This is a genomic window from Pseudomonas sp. 8Z (genome assembly GCF_902506535.1).
Taxonomy (GTDB): Bacteria; Pseudomonadota; Gammaproteobacteria; order Pseudomonadales; family Pseudomonadaceae; genus Aquipseudomonas.
On sequence record NZ_LR733827.1, the window covers coordinates 1792669 to 1810307 of the forward strand.

At 61.6% G+C, this 17639-nt stretch carries 19 protein-coding genes; 11 read left to right on the forward strand and 8 right to left on the reverse strand.

The genetic code is table 11. The annotated features are described in order from the left end of the window. Window positions 1–3: 3 nt before the first annotated feature. Window positions 4–678 carry a DNA repair protein RadC gene (gene radC / locus AERO9A_RS21235; protein ID WP_159973868.1) on the reverse strand — a complete coding sequence of 225 codons (675 nt, stop codon included), beginning with the start codon at window positions 676–678 and terminating at the stop codon, window positions 4–6. 138 nt (window positions 679–816) lie between these two features. Between radC and coaBC the strand changes: the two genes are divergently transcribed. The 4 genes from coaBC to argB all read left to right on the forward strand — a co-directional run bounded on the left by coaBC (window position 817) and on the right by argB (window position 6043). After that, on the forward strand, window positions 817–2025 hold the full coding sequence (gene coaBC, locus AERO9A_RS21240) for a bifunctional phosphopantothenoylcysteine decarboxylase/phosphopantothenate--cysteine ligase CoaBC (protein WP_159973869.1): 1209 nt from the start codon (window positions 817–819) through the stop codon (window positions 2023–2025). A 2-nt stretch (window positions 2026–2027) separates the two neighbouring features. Continuing rightward, on the forward strand, window positions 2028–2483 hold the full coding sequence (dut, locus tag AERO9A_RS21245; RefSeq protein WP_159973870.1) for a dUTP diphosphatase: 456 nt from the start codon (window positions 2028–2030) through the stop codon (window positions 2481–2483). 1235 nt (window positions 2484–3718) lie between these two features. Continuing rightward, window positions 3719–5113 (forward strand): phosphomannomutase/phosphoglucomutase, encoded by a 1395-nt coding sequence (algC, locus tag AERO9A_RS21250; RefSeq protein WP_218580160.1) that lies wholly within the window; start codon window positions 3719–3721, stop codon window positions 5111–5113. A gap of 24 nt (window positions 5114–5137) precedes the next feature. Beyond that, window positions 5138–6043, forward strand: coding sequence for an acetylglutamate kinase (argB, locus tag AERO9A_RS21255; RefSeq protein WP_159973872.1), 906 nt, complete (start codon window positions 5138–5140; stop codon window positions 6041–6043). Window positions 6044–6176: 133 nt separating this feature from the next. On the opposite strand, the gene AERO9A_RS21260 is transcribed toward argB, so the two are convergent. Together AERO9A_RS21260 and pyrE are read right to left on the reverse strand one after the other, a co-directional pair. Further along, entirely contained in the window at window positions 6177–6779 is a 603-nt protein-coding gene (locus tag AERO9A_RS21260; protein WP_159973873.1) for a DUF4124 domain-containing protein, read from the reverse strand. 21 nt (window positions 6780–6800) lie between these two features. Continuing rightward, the gene (pyrE, locus tag AERO9A_RS21265; protein ID WP_159973874.1) at window positions 6801–7442 is read right to left on the reverse strand and encodes an orotate phosphoribosyltransferase; all 642 of its coding nucleotides are present in this window, start codon (window positions 7440–7442) and stop codon (window positions 6801–6803) included. Window positions 7443–7522: 80 nt separating this feature from the next. On the opposite strand from pyrE, the gene AERO9A_RS21270 reads away from it, so the two are divergent. Beyond that, window positions 7523–8302 carry an exodeoxyribonuclease III gene (locus AERO9A_RS21270; protein ID WP_159973875.1) on the forward strand — a complete coding sequence of 260 codons (780 nt, stop codon included), beginning with the start codon at window positions 7523–7525 and terminating at the stop codon, window positions 8300–8302. A 55-nt stretch (window positions 8303–8357) separates the two neighbouring features. Here the strand turns inward: AERO9A_RS21270 and AERO9A_RS21275 are convergent, their stop codons facing one another. Then, on the reverse strand, window positions 8358–8732 hold the full coding sequence (locus AERO9A_RS21275) for a DUF4870 domain-containing protein (protein WP_159973876.1): 375 nt from the start codon (window positions 8730–8732) through the stop codon (window positions 8358–8360). A 29-nt stretch (window positions 8733–8761) separates the two neighbouring features. Next, on the reverse strand, window positions 8762–9481 hold the full coding sequence (gene rph / locus AERO9A_RS21280) for a ribonuclease PH (protein WP_159973877.1): 720 nt from the start codon (window positions 9479–9481) through the stop codon (window positions 8762–8764). Window positions 9482–9645: 164 nt separating this feature from the next. On the opposite strand from rph, the gene AERO9A_RS21285 reads away from it, so the two are divergent. The 6 genes from AERO9A_RS21285 (at window position 9646) to AERO9A_RS21310 (ending at window position 15160) form a co-directional block, all read left to right on the forward strand. Next, the gene (locus tag AERO9A_RS21285) at window positions 9646–10509 is read left to right on the forward strand and encodes a YicC/YloC family endoribonuclease (RefSeq protein ID WP_159973878.1); all 864 of its coding nucleotides are present in this window, start codon (window positions 9646–9648) and stop codon (window positions 10507–10509) included. A gap of 206 nt (window positions 10510–10715) precedes the next feature. Then, complete coding sequence (gene gmk / locus AERO9A_RS21290; RefSeq protein WP_159973879.1) at window positions 10716–11336, forward strand: guanylate kinase; 621 nt, start codon at window positions 10716–10718, stop codon at window positions 11334–11336. A 147-nt stretch (window positions 11337–11483) separates the two neighbouring features. Beyond that, window positions 11484–11747, forward strand: a complete 264-nt coding sequence (gene rpoZ / locus AERO9A_RS21295) for a DNA-directed RNA polymerase subunit omega (protein WP_159973880.1) — start codon at window positions 11484–11486, stop codon at window positions 11745–11747. Between the two features lie 63 nt (window positions 11748–11810). Then, a complete protein-coding gene (gene spoT / locus AERO9A_RS21300) occupies window positions 11811–13922 on the forward strand; it encodes a bifunctional GTP diphosphokinase/guanosine-3',5'-bis pyrophosphate 3'-pyrophosphohydrolase (RefSeq protein WP_159973881.1) in 2112 nt (703 codons plus the stop codon). Window positions 13923–13990: 68 nt separating this feature from the next. Further along, the gene (locus tag AERO9A_RS21305; protein ID WP_159973882.1) at window positions 13991–14371 is read left to right on the forward strand and encodes a RidA family protein; all 381 of its coding nucleotides are present in this window, start codon (window positions 13991–13993) and stop codon (window positions 14369–14371) included. Between the two features lie 57 nt (window positions 14372–14428). After that, on the forward strand, window positions 14429–15160 hold the full coding sequence (locus AERO9A_RS21310) for a hypothetical protein (RefSeq protein ID WP_159973883.1): 732 nt from the start codon (window positions 14429–14431) through the stop codon (window positions 15158–15160). A gap of 16 nt (window positions 15161–15176) precedes the next feature. On the opposite strand, the gene AERO9A_RS21315 is transcribed toward AERO9A_RS21310, so the two are convergent. The 3 genes from AERO9A_RS21315 to AERO9A_RS21325 form a co-directional block, all read right to left on the reverse strand. Then, window positions 15177–15797, reverse strand: a complete 621-nt coding sequence (locus AERO9A_RS21315) for a LysE family translocator (RefSeq protein WP_159973884.1) — start codon at window positions 15795–15797, stop codon at window positions 15177–15179. Between the two features lie 69 nt (window positions 15798–15866). Further along, window positions 15867–16667: an AraC family transcriptional regulator gene (locus AERO9A_RS21320; protein ID WP_159973885.1), complete on the reverse strand. Its 801-nt coding sequence runs from the start codon at window positions 16665–16667 to the stop codon at window positions 15867–15869. 2 nt (window positions 16668–16669) lie between these two features. Further along, the gene (locus AERO9A_RS21325; protein WP_159973886.1) at window positions 16670–17527 is read right to left on the reverse strand and encodes an NAD-dependent epimerase/dehydratase family protein; all 858 of its coding nucleotides are present in this window, start codon (window positions 17525–17527) and stop codon (window positions 16670–16672) included. Window positions 17528–17639: the final 112 nt, after the last annotated feature.

Sequence of the window (17639 nt, forward strand, 5' to 3'; positions counted from 1 at the left end):
CCTCTATATCCAGCCCAGCTCGGCCATCGACAACGGTTCGCCATCACCGACGATGAAGTGATCGAGCACGCGCACCTCCACCAGCGCCAACGCATCCTTGAGGCGCTGGGTCAGCACGCGATCCGCCTGGCTCGGCTCAGAAACGCCCGAGGGATGGTTGTGAGTGAGGATGACGGCTGCTGCATTGTTGGCCAGCGAACGCTTGACCACCTGCCTGGGATAAACGCTGGCGCTGTCGATGCTGCCGCGAAACAGCACTTCGAACGCCAACACGCGATGCTTGGCATCGAGAAACAGGCAACCGAATACCTCATGCGGCTCATGACGCAACTGCGCCTTGAGGTAATCACGCACCGCCTGCGGGCTCTCCAGCGCCGAATCACGACGTAGGCGCTCGGCCAAATGACGCCGAGCCATCTCCAGCACGGCCTGCAACTGTGCATACTTGGCCGGCCCCAGACCAAGGTGCTGGCTGAACCCCGCTAGGTCGGCTTCCAGCAGAGCCCTCAAGCTACCGAACTCGCCGAGCAGATAACGCGCCAGATCCACCGCACTCTTGCCGGTAACTCCGGTACGCAAAAAGATCGCCAACAGTTCAGCATCGGTCAGCGCTGCTGCGCCCTGAGCCAGCAGCTTTTCCCGCGGGCGCTCTGCCGCGGGCCAATCACGAATGCTCATATACCCCTCCATGTCGAGCCAAGCCCCGCTGATCCGCTGCGGGCGCTGTGCTATCGTAGCCCATCTTTTCGCACGGGGTCGGCCTGGGGAGGCGTTGGCCACGTGATGCACATTCATCCGTCCATGAAAGGCAGGCCTATGCAGCGGCTGTATCGCAAACGCATCATCGTCGGCGTAGGGGGCGGTATCGCGGCCTACAAGAGTGCCGAACTGATTCGCAGGCTCAAGGATCAGGGCGCCGAAGTGCGCGTGGTAATGACCCAGGGCGGCCGCGAATTCATCACCCCGCTGACCCTGCAGGCGCTCTCCGGCCATCCTGTTCATCTCGACCTGCTCGACCCGGCTGCCGAAGCCGCAATGGGCCATATCGAACTGGCTCGCTGGGCCGATTTGATCCTGATTGCCCCGGCCACCGCCGACCTGATTGCGCGCCTGGCCCAAGGTATCGCCAACGACCTGCTGACTACGCTGGTGCTGGCCACCGATGCCCCGGTCGCCCTGTCCCCAGCGATGAACCAGGCCATGTGGCGCGATGCTGCCACCCAGGCCAATCTCGACCTGCTGCAGCAGCGTGGCATGCACCTGTTCGGCCCGGCGTCCGGCAGCCAGGCCTGTGGCGACGTTGGCCTCGGGCGCATGCTCGAACCCACCGACCTGGCCCAGTTGGCCGCCGACTGCTTCCAGCGCCAGGCGCTCGATGGCCTGCACGTTCTGATTACCGCAGGTCCGACCCAGGAAAACATCGACCCGGTGCGTTACATCACCAACCACAGCTCAGGCAAGATGGGCTTCGCCCTGGCCGAAGCGGCCGCCGAAGCCGGAGCGCGCGTCACTCTGGTCAGCGGCCCGGTACATTTGCCGACGCCGGATCGGGTCAGCCGTATCGATGTGGTCAACGCCCGCGACATGCTTGCCGCCTGCGAAGCCGCCATGCCCTGCGATATCCTCATCGCCGCCGCCGCTGTAGCCGATTACCGCCCGGAAGTGGTCGCGCAGCACAAATTGAAGAAAGACCCCACCAGCGGCGAAGGCATGCTCCTGCAAATGGTGCGCAACCCGGATATCCTCGCCACCATCGCCAGCCGCGAAGATCGCCCGTTCAGTGTCGGGTTCGCCGCCGAAACCGAGAACCTGCTCGAATACGCTTCACGCAAGCTGCGCGACAAAAATCTCGATCTGATCGTCGCCAACGATGTGGCCAACCCCAACATCGGCTTCAATAGTGAAGAGAACGCCATCACCGTGATCGACCGCGAACTGCAACAAATCGGCTTCGCCCAGACCAGCAAGGGCAAGATCGCCCGCCAGTTGATCACCCTTATCAAAGACCGTTTGAACAAGAACTGACCATGCACGCTCTGCAAGCCAAGATCCTCGACCCCCGCCTCGGCCAGGAATTTCCCCTGCCGCAGTACGCCACGCCAGGCTCCGCCGGCCTCGATCTGCGCGCCATGCTTAAAGAAGAAATCGTCCTCGAACCAGGCCAGACGGTACTGATACCCACCGGCCTATCGATCTTCGTCGCCGACCCGGGCTTGGCTGCGCTGATCCTGCCGCGCTCGGGCCTCGGCCACAAACACGGCATCGTCCTGGGCAACCTCGTAGGCCTGATCGACTCGGACTATCAGGGCGAACTGATGGTGTCGTGCTGGAACCGTGGCCAGGACAGTTTCCGCATCGCCATTGGCGAGCGCATCGCGCAACTGGTGCTGGTACCCGTTGTGCAGGCCCGCTTCGAACTAGTCGACGAGTTCGACCAAACTCAACGCGGCGCTGGCGGCTTCGGCCACTCCGGTAGCCACTGAGCGCATCCTGACCGGCCGCCTCGCGGAGGAGCACCTGCGTGAAACTCTTCAAGCGCAACGCCAAAGAAGCTGAAGCACCTGCCACCAGCCAATCATCCGCGAAAGGCAGCAAAGGCTCCAGTCCATCACTCGGGGCCCTGCTACCAGGAGTGCTGGCCGCCATCCTTGGCATCGGCGCAGGGGGCGCTCTGCTCTGGCTCGTACAAAGCAGCAATAACCAAGCCCATCAGACGGAGTTGGCACAAGCCCTGGGCAACACCCAGGCAACTGCGGTGCAGTTGGCACTCAAGCGGCTGCAGGCTGACAGCCTGGCGGCGGCTCACAACCCGGAGTTACTGCAAGCACTGCGTAGTAACGACCGCCTGCGCATCAGTGAGGCCGAGCAGCGCCTGCGCTACTGGGATGGTGTCATCGATGCCCAGCTCAACCGCCGCGGCGAAGCCGTACAAAACACCGAGCGAGCCGCGCCGATGAACTTCGCTGGGCTAGACATGCTGCGCCGCGCAGAAAGCGGCCAGGCACCCGCAGTCGAAGCCTACCGCGCTGGTCAGCGCTGGCTCGTCTACAGCGCCGTCGCCATACGACAGGATGATAAGCAACCGGCAGAAGGCACCCTGATGCTGGCGGTCGACCTCAATCGTCTCATCGCCAGCATACCGGCACTGCCGCCCGAGCTGGGCCAGGTGCAGTTGGTGCAGCAATTTCACAACGGCCCGGCACAAGCCCTGCTACAGCGTGGCGAAGCGGGCAACGCCAGCACTCAATCCTTCAGCACCGGAAACCCGAATTGGAAGCTGGCGTTCACACCTGGCCCTGCCCTCTCGCAAGATGGCATTCCAGTGCCAATGCTCGGCCTGGCCGCCCTACTCGCCCTGGGCGGCGCAGTGATCGGTCTGATTCTGCTAAACGGCAGCCTGCAGCGACGCCTCAACAGCGACGCACTGCAGCTCGGGCAAATGCTCCAAGAACTCTCCGCAGGCAAAAGCGTCAAACCCTTCAGTCTGAGCCTGCCAGCCCTCGACGGACTGGCGCGCAGCCTGGCCCGCCTGCCGCGTCGCAGTAACGCCTCGGCAACCGACAGCACACCAAGCAAAGAAACAACCGCGGCCCCTGCCACTCCGCCCGCCCTCAAGTCGGCTGAGCTGGTCGATCCGCTATTTCAGGACACCGATATCCTCGATATCGACATTCTCGATGAAGACCAGGATTTCCTGGGACTGGAGCAGAGCCCCGCAATGACCACTAGCCAAAGCGCCCCGAAACTTCCCGCCGACATCTTCCGCGCCTACGACATCCGTGGCGTGGTCGGTGACACCCTGACCGCCGAATACGCTTACTGGATCGGCCGCGCCATCGGCTCGCAGAGCCTGGCCCAGGGTGAGCCCAAAGTCATCGTAGGCCGTGATGGCCGTCTGTCCGGCCCCGAGCTACTGCAACAACTGGTGCAGGGTCTACTCGATTGCGGCTGTGAAGTCACCGATATCGGCATGGTGCCGACACCGGTGGTGTACTTCGCCGCCAACGTATTGGAAGGTCGCTCGGCGGTCATGCTCACCGGCAGCCACAACCCGCCGGACTACAACGGTTTCAAAATCATCATCGCCGGCGACACCCTGGCCAACGAGCAGATTCAGGCACTCAAGACCCGCCTGGACAACAACGACCTGGCCACAGGCGTCGGCAGCGTGCAGCAGGTCGATGTACTGCCGCAGTACTTCAAAACCATCCGCGACGACATCGCCATGGCCAAGCCGCTCAAGGTGGTGGTCGACTGTGGCAACGGTGCCGCTGGCGTAATCGCACCGCAACTGATCGAGGCCCTGGGCTGCAGCGTGATCCCGCTGTTCTGCGATGTCGACGGCACCTTCCCCAACCACCACCCGGATCCGGGCAAGCCGGAGAACCTGGTCGACCTGATCGCCCGCGTCAAAGCCGAAAACGCCGACCTGGGCCTGGCCTTCGACGGCGACGGTGACCGCGTTGGCGTCGTGACCAACACGGGCACCATCGTCTTCCCTGATCGCTTGCTGATGCTGTTCGCCAAAGACGTAGTGTCGCGCAACCCTGGCGCGGACATCATCTTCGACGTCAAATGCACCCGCCGCCTGACCCCGCTGATCAGCGGCTACGGCGGCCGTCCGGTGATGTGGAAGACCGGCCACTCGCTGATCAAGAAAAAAATGAAGGAAACCGGCGCCCTGCTCGCAGGCGAGATGAGCGGCCATATCTTCTTCAAGGAGCGCTGGTACGGCTTCGACGACGGCATTTATAGCGCCGCTCGCCTGCTGGAGATTCTCAGCCTCGACAAGCGCGACGCCGAACAGGTGTTCAATGCCTTCCCGAGCGATATCTCTACGCCGGAAATCAACATCAAGGTGACTGAGCAGACCAAGTTCGGCATGATCGAACGCCTGCAGCGTGAAGGCCAATGGGGCGAAGCGAACATCACCAGCATCGATGGCGTACGTGTCGACTACCCCAAAGGCTGGGGCTTGATCCGCGCCTCCAACACCACACCAGTACTGGTGCTGCGCTTCGAAGCCGACACCCAGCAAGAGTTGGAGCGCATCCAGGACGTGTTCCGCGCGCAACTGCTCAAGGTCGCCCCCGACCTGCAACTGCCCTTTTGATCGACCTGCCCCAGGAGCCCCTGCATGACCCTCGAGCGTGACGCCGCCGCCCAAGTTGCCAAGGTACTGTCCGAAGCCCTGCCTTATATCCGCCGCTTCGTCGGCAAGACCCTGGTAATCAAGTACGGCGGCAACGCCATGGAAAGCGAGGAACTCAAGCAGGGCTTCGCTCGTGACATCGTGTTGATGAAGGCGGTTGGCATCAACCCGGTGGTGGTCCACGGCGGCGGTCCGCAAATTGGCGACCTGCTCAAGCGTTTGTCCATCGAGAGCCACTTCATCGATGGCATGCGCGTCACCGACACCGCCACCATGGACGTGGTGGAAATGGTGCTCGGCGGCCAGGTCAACAAGAGCATCGTCAACCTGATCAACCAGCATGGCGGCAGCGCCATCGGCCTTACCGGTAAAGACGCTGGCCTGATCCGCGCGAAGAAACTCAAGGTCAGCCGCCAGACGCCGGAGATGACCCAACCGGAAATCATCGACATCGGCCATGTCGGCGAGGTTACCGGGGTCAACACCGACCTGCTCAACATGCTGGTCAAGGGTGATTTCATCCCGGTCATCGCGCCCATCGGCGTCGGCCCGGATGGCGAGTCCTACAACATCAACGCCGATCTAGTTGCCGGCAAGGTGGCCGAGGCGCTGAAAGCCGAGAAGTTGATGCTGCTGACCAACATCGCCGGCCTGATGAACAAGCAGGGCGAAGTGCTCACCGGCCTGACCACCGAGCAGGTCAACGGACTGATCGCCGACGGCACCATCTACGGCGGCATGCTGCCGAAGATCAAGTGCGCGCTAGAAGCCGTACAAGGCGGCGTGAACAGCTCGCACATCATCGATGGCCGGGTGCCCAATGCCGTACTGCTGGAAATCTTCACCGATATCGGCAACGGCACCATGATCAGCAACCGCAAACGCCCTTAAAGCAAGCCGCGAGCGCGGCTTTCTGATGCCCCTCCCCCCAATGGGGGAGGGCGCCCTCTGCGCGGGAAGGGTAAAGCGAGCAACGCACCTAACGCCCCTCAAACCCACTCAGGGACAGGCTACAGCTAAGCATTCACGGCTTGCGCGCAGCCCCGTCAAACAACTCGCTCAGCCGCGCACGGTCGGCAGCAAAGCCCGCCTCAGCCTGAGCACGGGCTTCCTTATAACGAGCGATATCGCGCTTCAGACGCTGCTGCTCGTCATTGGCAGCATTGATCTGCGCCAGCAGGTTTTCCGGCACCTGCTGCCCGGCACGCTCATGATCGGCAGCCTTGCTCTGCAAGTTGGCCTGCTGCGAGCGCACCGACTGCAGATTACCGCGCGCAATCCCAATCACCCCATCGAGCTCGGCCAGCTTGCGCTCGCGGGCACGGTCGACATCATCAAGATTGGTATAAAGGCGCAGCAATTGTGCATCACTGCTAGCACGCGCCTTCTGCGCCTGCATCCGCGCGTACTCTTCAGGCGTCGGCGCAGGTGGAATCACCCGCACCACACGCCCCTGATCATTGAGTACTTCATACCCCTTACCGATCAACTCAGGCGGCACGCCCTGCCGACTGAGTACAGTGACGCCCTTGCCATCGACATAGCGATACAGCTCGGCAGCCACCCCGGACAACGGCAGCAGTAAGCCAAGCAGCAGCGTACAGCGGGTCAGGAGCGGTGCGGGCATAGGGACGACCTTGTGCTAGGGCTAGATTCCGTACTCGGCGCGATAGGCTTCGACAGCCGGAAGATATTGCTTCAGTTCAGCATCCCCTGCCAGATATTCCAGTACCTGTTCGAGTGACACGATGCTCACTACCGGCATGCCAAAGTCGCGCTCGACCTCTTGGATGGCAGAAAGATCGCTCTGACCACGCTCCTGGCGATTGAGCGCAATCAGCGTACCGGCGGCCTGAGCGCCCTGCCCCTGGATGATCTGCATGACTTCGCGAATCGCAGTACCTGCAGTAATCACGTCATCGACGATCAACACGCGGCCCTTGAGCGGCGCACCAACCAGGGTGCCGCCTTCGCCGTGATCTTTGGCTTCCTTGCGGTTGAAGCACCAGGGCAAGTCACGCTGATGGTGCTCAGCCAGCGCCACGGCGGTGGTTGCCGCCAACGGAATACCCTTGTAGGCCGGGCCGAACAGCACATCGAAATCGATACCGCTGTCGACGATCGCAGCCGCATAGAAACGCCCAAGCTGTGCCAGCGCCAAGCCGCTGTCGAACAGACCGGCATTGAAGAAATAAGGGCTGGTGCGCCCAGACTTGAGAGTGAACTGACCGAAACGCAGAACCCCACGTTCGATGGCAAAGCGAATGAAATCGCGCTGATACGCTTGCATGAAAAGCCCCGGACGGCACGGATTTAGCTAAATGGAGTGAGCTCGGGTATCATACACGCACGTGTTTTTGGGGGCCATTTATGCGGATCATCAGTGTGAACGTGAATGGTATTCAGGCTGCAGCCGAGCGAGGTTTGCTTAGCTGGTTACAAGCCCAGAATGCCGACGTGATCTGCCTGCAAGACACCCGTGCCTCCGCCTTTGAAATGGACGACCAAGCCTTCCAACTGGATGGCTATTTCCTCTATGCATGCGACGCTGAAGTGCCCAGCCAAGGTGGTGTAGCGCTTTACTCGCGATTGCAACCCAAGGCGGTGATCAGCGGCCTCGGCTTTGAGATGGCCGATCGCTACGGGCGCTACCTGCAGGCAGATTTCGACAAAGTCAGTATTGCCACCCTGCTTCTGCCCACGGGCCGAGACGGTGACGAGAGCTTGAATCAGAAATTCAAGTTCATGGACGACTTCACCCATTATCTGGACAAACAGCGGCGCAAGCGTCGCGAGTACATCTACTGCGGCTCGCTGCATGTCGCGCACCAGAAGCTGGACGTGAAGAACTGGCGTGACTGTCAGCAATCGCCGGGGTTTCTCGCACCCGAGCGCGCCTGGATGGATGAGGTAGTGGGCAGCATGGGCTACGTCGACGCCCTGCGCGAAGTCAGCCGTGAAGGTGACCAATTCAGTTGGTGGCCCGACAGCGAACAGGCGGAAATGCTCAACCTGGGCTACCGCTTCGACTATCAGTTACTAACGCCAGGCATGCGCCGCACCGTGCGTAGCGCTCGCCTGCCGCGCCAACCACGCTTCTCTCAGCATGCACCGCTGATCGTCGATTACGACTGGATCATCAGCATCTAACTCGCAATGCAGAGCCCCAAAAGCCGACTGATCAGTCGGCTTTTTGCTGTGCGCCTTACTTGACCAAGCGCCAAATCAAAGGGTATCGGTAAGCCTTGCCTTCATTGGCCTTGATCCCTGCGATGATGGTTAGAACCAGCGCAGCCAGGCTCACAAGAACCATCAACGGGAAGCCGATCAATACCCAGGCCAGAAGGCCGCAGACCATCAAGGCGAGACTGACCGTTATCTGAAAATTGAGCGCCTCCCTGCCCTGAGCATCGACAAAGGGATCCAGCTCCTTCTTCAACTGCCAGACCACCAGCGGCCCGATGACATTGCCAATCATCGGCGCAAGCAACCAACAGAACGCCGCGTAATGACAGAGCATGGCCCATTGCCGAGCCTCACGGCTCGGCAATGGTTGTGGCACCTGGTATTGATCGCTCATGTGGCAGCTCCCAGTACAGCCCGAGTGCGTCAGTCGACCAGCGCAGCTTTCTGCAGTTCGAAAATCTCGCTCATGCCCTTCTGCGCCAGAGCCAGCATGGCATTGAGTTCCTGCGGATGGAACGGCGCGCCCTCGGCAGTGCCCTGCACTTCGATGAAGCCACCGGCATCGGTCATCACCACATTGAGGTCGGTCTCGGCGGCGGAGTCTTCCAGATAATCCAGATCCAGCACCGGCTCGCCCTGATAGATGCCGACCGACACAGCGGCGATCATCTGCTTGAGCGGTTCGCCCTTGAGCGCCCCACGCTTCTTCAGCACTTTCAACGCGTCGATCAGTGCCACCATGGAGCCGGTGATAGAGGCTGTGCGGGTACCGCCGTCGGCTTGAATCACGTCACAATCGACGTACAGGGTGTTCTCGCCCAGCTTGCTCATATCCAGCGCAGCGCGCAGCGAGCGGCCGATCAGGCGCTGGATCTCCAGCGTGCGACCGCCCTGCTTGCCACGGCTGGCCTCGCGCTGGTTACGGTCGCCGGTGGCGCGCGGTAGCATGCCGTACTCGGCGGTCAGCCAGCCTTGGCCCTGGCCCTTGAGAAAGCGCGGCACACCGGACTCGACGCTGACGGTGCAGATCACCTTGGTATCGCCGAACTCTACCAGAACCGAACCTTCGGCGTGCTTGGTGTAGTTGCGAGTAATACGGATCGAGCGCAACTGATCGGCGGCGCGGCCACTGGGACGTTTCATCGAGCGATACCTACTTCGTTAAGTGAAAACAGCACGCATTATAGGGTGCCGCCGAGCATGACGACACGCCGAATTGGCGCAGGGCCGACCGTCTGCACATGAAATGGAGCATCACCGTGGGCTACAATCCTGCGCTTTTCGAGCCGACGTCCACGAGGTATCCCATGGTTCATAGCATGACGGCCTTTGCCCGCAACGAGCAGGCAACCGCCCACGGCACCCTGAGCTGGGAGCTGCGCTCGGTCAATCACCGCTACCTGGAGCCGCACCTGCGCCTGCCCGAGGCCTTCCGCGACCTCGAAGGCGCCGTGCGTGAGGCGCTGCGTCAGGGGCTGTCGCGCGGCAAGGTGGAATGCACCCTGCGCTTCGCCGAAGAAAGCGCCGGCAAAACCCTGCAGGTCGACAACGAGCGGGCACGCCAACTGATCACCGCCGCCGAACAGGTCGCCGCACTGATTCAGCAGCCAGCTCCGCTCAACCCGTTGGAAGTGCTGGCCTGGCCTGGCGTACTGGTCGCAGACTCGGCTGACCCGCAGGCACTCAACGCCGCCGCACTGAAGCTGTTTGATCAAGCACTGAGCGAACTCAAGGCAGGACGTGCCCGCGAAGGCGCCGAGCTGGCCAAGCTGCTCAACGATCGCCTCGACAGCATCCTCGACGAAGTCGCCGCACTGCGTGAGCTGGTACCACAAATGCTCGCCAGCCAGCGCACCAAGATCGAAACCCGCTTCGCCGAGATGCAGGCTGAGCTCGACCCGCAGCGCCTGGAGCAGGAGCTGGTGCTGCTGGCACAAAAGAGCGACGTGGCCGAAGAGCTGGATCGCCTCAGCACTCACGTCAGCGAAGTGCGTCGCGTGCTCAAGGCCGGCGGCGCAGCAGGCCGACGCCTGGACTTCCTGATGCAGGAACTTAACCGCGAGGCCAACACTCTGGGTTCCAAAGCTTTCGACCCACGCAGCACGCAAGCGGCGGTCAACCTCAAGGTATTGATCGAGCAGATGCGCGAGCAGGTGCAGAACATCGAGTAAAAACTACTGCGCGAGACTATGCCGCGCTGAAACGAAGCAAAGCGTAGTAACAGCCAAAGGCTGGCCCGAAGGGGAGCGAAGCGTATAAATCAGATTCGAAATGCTCATTTGCAGTCGTAAACTTCGCTTTCTCACCTGATTTCGCCTTGCCTAGCCGTCGCTCGCTACGCTTTTAAAATCCCGCAAGATTTTCAGGACGCTACTTCATGGCCACCACCACCGGCACCCTCTACATTGTTTCCGCCCCCTCCGGCGCGGGCAAGACCAGCCTGGTCAAGGCGCTGATCGAGAGCGAGCCGCAGATTCGCGTCTCGGTGTCGCACACCACCCGCGCCATGCGACCGGGCGAAGAAGACGGGGTGAACTACCACTTCGTCGACCATGCGCAGTTCAGCGCCATGATCGAGCGCAACGAGTTTCTCGAACACGCCCAGGTCTTCGACAACTTCTACGGCACCTCGCAGAAGTGGCTCGAACAAACCCTGGCCGAAGGCTTCGACCTGATCCTGGAGATCGACTGGCAGGGCGCACAGCAGGTACGCAAGCTGATGCCGCAGGCCAAGTCCATCTTCATCCTGCCGCCAACTCAGGAAGCGCTGCGCCACCGCCTGACCAACCGCGGCCAGGATAGCGGCGAGATCATCGAACGGCGCATGCGCGAAGCCGTCAGCGAAATGAGCCACTACGTCGAGTATGACTACCTAGTGATCAATGACGACTTCAACCATGCACTGAGCGATCTGAAGGCGATCTTCCGCTGCAACCAGTTGAGCCAGGAGCAACAGCAACAACGTCATGCTGGCCTGCTCAGTGAGCTGTTAGCCTGATAGCAGCAGGCTTCAAGCCACAAGCGGCAGGTAAAAGCAAGGCCGGACTGGCTTCTGCTTGTAGCTTGTCGCTTGCGGCTGCTTTACAATGTTCAGTCCGCTCGCCCGCTCGGGCCAAGCTTATCCGCACACGTTACGAGGAACACCATGGCTCGCGTTACCGTCGAAGATTGCCTGGACAATGTTGATAACCGCTTCGAATTGGTCATGCTCGCGACCAAACGTTCGCGCCAACTGGCCACGGGCGGCAAAGAACCCAAAGTAGCTTGGGAAAACGACAAACCGACCGTCGTTGCCCTGCGCGAAATCGCTGCCGGCCTGGTCGACGACGAAATCGTCGCGCAGGAAGACATCGTTGAAGAAGAGCCGCTGTTCGCCGCCTTCGAGGAAGAGGCCAACGAGCCTCTGTAAGCAGATGATGCCGGGTCGAAGTCGCACGGCGCTGGGCCATAGCTGCCAACGGGAGAGCTTCCCATGGCTGGCATAGACGCTCTCGCCGACCGACTTTCGGCCTACCTTGGCCATGACCAAGTCAATCTGGTTCGCCGAGCCTACTTCTACGCCGAACAGGCGCACGATGGCCAACGCCGCCGCAGTGGCGAAGCCTATGTGACCCACCCGCTGGCCGTGGCCAGCATCCTCGCCGAAATGCACATGGATCATCAGAGCCTGATGGCCGCCATGCTGCATGACGTCATCGAAGACACCGGTATCGCCAAGGAAGCGCTCAACGCGCAATTCGGCGAAACCGTGGCCGAGCTGGTCGACGGGGTCAGCAAGCTGACCCAAATGAACTTCGAGACCAAGGCCGAGGCGCAAGCCGAGAACTTCCAGAAGATGGCCATGGCCATGGCCCGCGACATCCGCGTGATTCTGGTCAAGCTCGCCGACCGCCTGCACAACATGCGTACCCTCGATGCCATGCCGCACGAGAAGAGCCGCCGTATCGCCAAGGAAACCCTGGAAATCTACGCGCCCATCGCTAACCGGCTGGGCATGCATAACATGCGCGTGGAGTTCGAAGACCTGGGCTTCAAGGCCATGCACCCGATGCGCTCCAAGCTCATCCGCGCAGCAGTACGCCGGGCTCGGGGTAATCGCAAGGAAATCGTCGCCAAGATCGAGGAATCGATCCAACTCTGCCTGCAACACGAAGGCATGGAAGGCGAAGTGATTGGCCGCGAGAAGCACCTCTACAGCATCTATCAGAAGATGCGCGGCAAGCGTAAGGCGTTCAACGAGATCATGGACGTCTACGCCTTCCGCATCATCGTCGACAAGGTCGACACCTGCTACCGCGTGCTCGGCGCCGTGCACAATCTGTACAAGCCGCTGCCCGGACGGTTCAAGGATTACATCGCGATTCCCAAGGCCAACGGCTACCAGTCGCTGCACACCACGCTGTTCGGCATGCACGGCGTGCCCATCGAAATCCAGATTCGAACCCGCGAGATGGAAGAGATGGCCAATAACGGCATCGCCGCACACTGGCTGTATAAATCCAGCGAGGACGAGGCGCCCAAGGGCAACCATGCCCGTGCGCGGCAGTGGGTCAAGGGCGTGCTGGAGCTGCAGCAACGCGCCGGCAACTCGCTGGAATTCATCGAGAGCGTGAAGATCGACCTGTTCCCCGACGAGGTCTACGTGTTCACGCCCAAGGGCAGCATCATGGAACTGCCGAAGGGTTCCACAGCGGTCGACTTCGCCTATGCGGTGCATACCGACGTCGGCAATACCTGCATTGCCTGCCGTATCAACCGCCGCCTGGCGCCGTTGTCGCAAGCCCTGGAAAGCGGCTCGACAGTGGAAATCGTTACCGCGCCGGGCGCCAGACCGAATCCGGCCTGGCTCAACTTCGTGGTCACCGGCAAGGCGCGCACCCATATTCGTCACGCCCTCAAACAACAACGTCGCTCGGAATCGATCAACCTCGGCGAACGCCTGCTGAACAAGGTGCTGGCCAGCTTCGACACGCATCTGGAGAAAATCAGCCCGGAGCGCGTGCAGGCCGTACTGGGCGAGTACCGCCAGGACGTCATCGAGGATCTGCTAGAAGACATCGGCCTGGGCAACCGCATGGCCTACGTGGTTGCTCGTCGCCTGCTGGCCGAAAGCGGTGACGACACCCTGCCCAGCAGCGAGGGGCCGCTGGCGATCCGCGGCACCGAAGGGCTAGTGATGAGCTATGCCAAATGCTGCACGCCGATTCCGGGCGACCCCATCGTCGGCTACCTGTCCGCCGGCAAAGGCATGGTGGTGCACATGGAGAGCTGCCGGAACATCGCCGAGATCCGCCACAACCCGGAAAAATGCATCCAGCTCAACTGGGCCAAAGACGTTACCGGCGAGTTCAACGTCGAACTGCGCGTCGAGCTGGAGCACCAGCGCGGCCTGATCGCCCTGCTGGCCAGCAGCGTCAATGCCGCCGATGGCAACATTGAGAAGATCGGCATGGACGAGCGCGACGGCCGTATCAGTGTGGTGCAATTGGTGATCAGCGTGCATGACCGCGTACACCTGGCACGGGTGATCAAGAAATTGCGCGCACTCAAAGGCGTGGCCCGTATCACCCGAGTACGCGCCTGACACACCCTCACTATTTCCAGTCTGTAGGCTAGGCGCTCAACCTAGCCAGTTCTCACAAGGAGCGATTCATGAGCAAGACCGTTATCAGCAGCGATAAGGCCCCCGCCGCCATCGGCACCTACTCCCAGGCGATCAAGACCGGCAACACCGTGTACATGTCCGGGCAGATCCCGCTGGATCCAGTGAGCATGGAGTTGGTCGAAGGCTTCGAGGAACAAACCGTACAGGTGTTCGAGAACCTCAAGGCCGTGGCTGAAGCCGCCGGTGGCTCGTTCAAGGACATCGTCAAGCTGAACATCTTCCTCACCGACCTCTCGCACTTCGCCAAAGTCAACGAGGTCATGGGCCGTTACTTCGAGCAACCCTACCCAGCCCGCGCCGCTATCGGCGTAGCCGCTCTGCCGCGCGGTGCGCAGGTGGAAATGGACGCTATTCTGGTCATCGAATAAGCCCACTGGCGGGGCTCAGCCCCGCCTACTCACTTCTCTCCCTGCGCGGAGATCACCATGCGCCTGATCGCCCTGCTGCTGTGCAGCGCCGTCCTGGCCGGATGCGCCAGCAAGCCGAACGACAACCCCAATGGCATCTGGATCAACCAGGCTGCCATCGATGCCGCCCGTGAGAGCGGTCGCCTACGTGAAGCACTGGCGGCCTACGGCCCTAACCTGGAATGGCAGATCGATACAGCCCGCCAGCAAGCCACCTACAGCAATGGCTTCGAGATTGCCGACGGGCGCCTGCAGCGTCTTGATCCGCAGCACTGGCAGGTCACCTTCTACGGCGACTACCGCGAGCATCTGAGCCTGCAGGGCGAGAAGCTGATTCAGGATGCCAGCGATTATTGGCCTGAGCAGCCATTCACCCGCGTTCCCGGCACCGACGCGCAAGCAGCGCCCGGCAGTCACTTCGAGCGCGCACTGTATCGCGCCTATCTGGGTGGCGACTGGTTGATCGAAAAAGGCCCAGGCCGTGGCGGTCTCGTGCGCTTCGCAGCCGATGGCACGGTCGAAGGCCTACCGGGCGCCGAGCGCTACGCTCTGTGCCTAGCCGGTGATTGCGCGGCTATGAGTGGCGAAAACGACAGCATCTGGCTGCAACTGGGCGAACACGGCAGCCCTTGGATCTTTGTCCACGAAGGCAATCAACTGCGCATCTTTGATGCCGAGAATCGCGCCCAATTCGACGAAATGCCCGCGTACCAGCCCGGCCCACAACGCTGGCTGCTCAAGCGCAAGTAACCCGCCTCGGCAGCGCTCAGGTCACGCTGCCGAGCAGCAACCCACACCCCAAGGCCACGAGCAAGACACCACAACCACGATCCAGCCAACGCACCTGGCGCTGTAGCTTGCTGCGCCAACGCCGATGCCCCAACAGGCGCACCAGGGTCAAATCCCAGCCCCATACCACCAGCGTCATCCACAGCATGGCCAGCGCCAACGCCCAAATCGGCATGGCCGCCTCGTGCAGCACGCCGAACAGCCCGGCATAGAACAAGGGCAACTTGGGGTTGCAGCTACTGGCCAGCAGGCCCTGCAACAGACCGCGCCACCAACTGCCCTCATGCCGCTGCTCGCCTGCTGCCAGATGCAGGTCGCGCCTGGCAAGCAACGCCTGTACACCGCTGTAGACGAAGTAAACACCACCCAGCGCCTGCAATACCTGCCAGCACATGCCGCCACGGGTCGGCAGCACCCCCAATGCGATCAGCACCAACGCCATGCTCAATAGATTGGCCAAGGCGATTCCGCCTGCACAGCCGTCAGCCTGGCGGCGGCCTTCACCCAGCGCCGTGCGAATCAACAGGAAAAAATCCGGCCCCGGCGACAACAGCGCGGCGAAATGAGTAGTAGCGACCAACAGAAACAACGCGAGCATCGCAAAAGACCTCCTTGAAAAAAGGAGGCCAGTCTCGCCAGAGATGATGGCGCCAGTATTGGAGAAAACTCAGACCAGCGCAGTGCGGCGAAACTGCCCAGGCGTTACGCCCGTGAAGCGCTTGAACGTGCCGGAGAAGTGAGCCTGATCGTAGAAGCCCAGGCTCAGCGCTACCGCAAGCGGCGATTGATCTCCGAGTAGTAAGCGCTTGGCCTCACGCACTCGGCGCTGCAACAGATAGGTATGCGGCGGCACGCCATAGACCCGGCGAAACGCCTCAATCAGATGACGCGGATGGCGCTGCACCCCATCAGCCAACTGCTCCAGACTGATTGCCTCGGCATAGTTAGCCTCCAGATAGTCACGCACCTGCGCCGTGGCACCACCGTCGCGCACACTTGGCCGCGCCGCCCGCAGGCCGCCATGGCGCACGAACACCAGCTCAAGCAGCGCCAGCAGCTCGCTTTCCAGCGCCAACGCATCACCACGCTCGAACTCACCGGCCAGGCATGCCAACCCGGCTGCGACCCGCCCATCATCCTGCGGATTGAGCATGCGAAAACCATCAGGCAAACGCTTGCGCCCGAGCAACGACGGCAATCGCGACTCTTCAACATAAAGCATGCGATAAATCAGCCGCTGCGACTCGGCATGGCCGGTATGCGGCTCTTCGGGGTTCATCAGCGATAGGGTGCCAGCCGGCAAAGCATGGCGCTGGCCTCGGCACTGGTAGCCACCGACACCCGCAACAATGGCTCCGATGGCGAAGGCATCATGGCTATGACGCCCAAAGGCCTGCCCGGAAAAATCGGCATGAAAGAGCTCCACACCCGGCAACCAGGGCTTGGCCAGCAGGCGGTTGCCGTCCACCCTCACACGCCCTGCAAAATCGCGCTGTATCCCTCGCGATAACTGGGGTACTGCGGCACCCACCCCAACGCGCGGGCGCGGGCGTTGCGGCAGCGCTTGCTGCCGGCACGGCGGATCTGCGACTCATCGCTCCAGTGGCTCACGCCCAGTTGCTCACGCAACCAGGCCACCACCTCATGCAGCGGTGAGGGCTCATCGTCCACCCCCAGATAGCAGTCGGCCAGCGCGATGCCTTGAGCATCGGCTTCGAACAGATGGGCGAGCAGCCCGGCGGCATCATCGACGTGGATACGATTACCGTATAGCGCTGGCGTCTCACTCACCCGGTAGCCACTGCGCACCTGATTGAGCAACCACTCGCGCCCCGGCCCATAAAGGCCGGTCAGGCGCACCGTGGTTGCAGGCAGACCGCTGTTCAAGGCTAGGGCTTCAGCCTCGCGCATGATCAGCGCCGAATAGCTTTGCGCCTCAGCGGGCGAGTCTTCGTCGATCCACTCCCCCGCCTGCTGCCCGTACACCCCGCTGCTCGAAGCAAACAACAGGCGCCGTGGACGCTGACCATGCTGCGCCAGCCAGCTCAGCACATGACGCAGCCCCTCGACGTAAGCCGCTCGGTAGCCTGCCTCATCGTGCGTAGTAGCGGCCGCGCAGTACACCAGATAATCGAGTGGCTCCCGCGGCCAAGCAGCAGGACAGGCCGCGACCTGCAAATCACCCGGCACAGCCAGGATTTGCCCAGGCAATGCCGCCACATTACGCCGCAGGCCATGCACCATCCATCCTTTGGCATGCAGGCGCAGCGCCAATCGGCCACCTACGTCACCGCAACCGGCAATCAGCACACGAGGTTTTTCGGACATCGGCAGGGCCTCCGCAAAAGGTCGAGGATAGAGGCAGCGCTCTAAAGCGGCAAACACACAGGGAAAACAGGCGTAAGTGTTACATTATCACTTTAACAAACAAGAATTAATT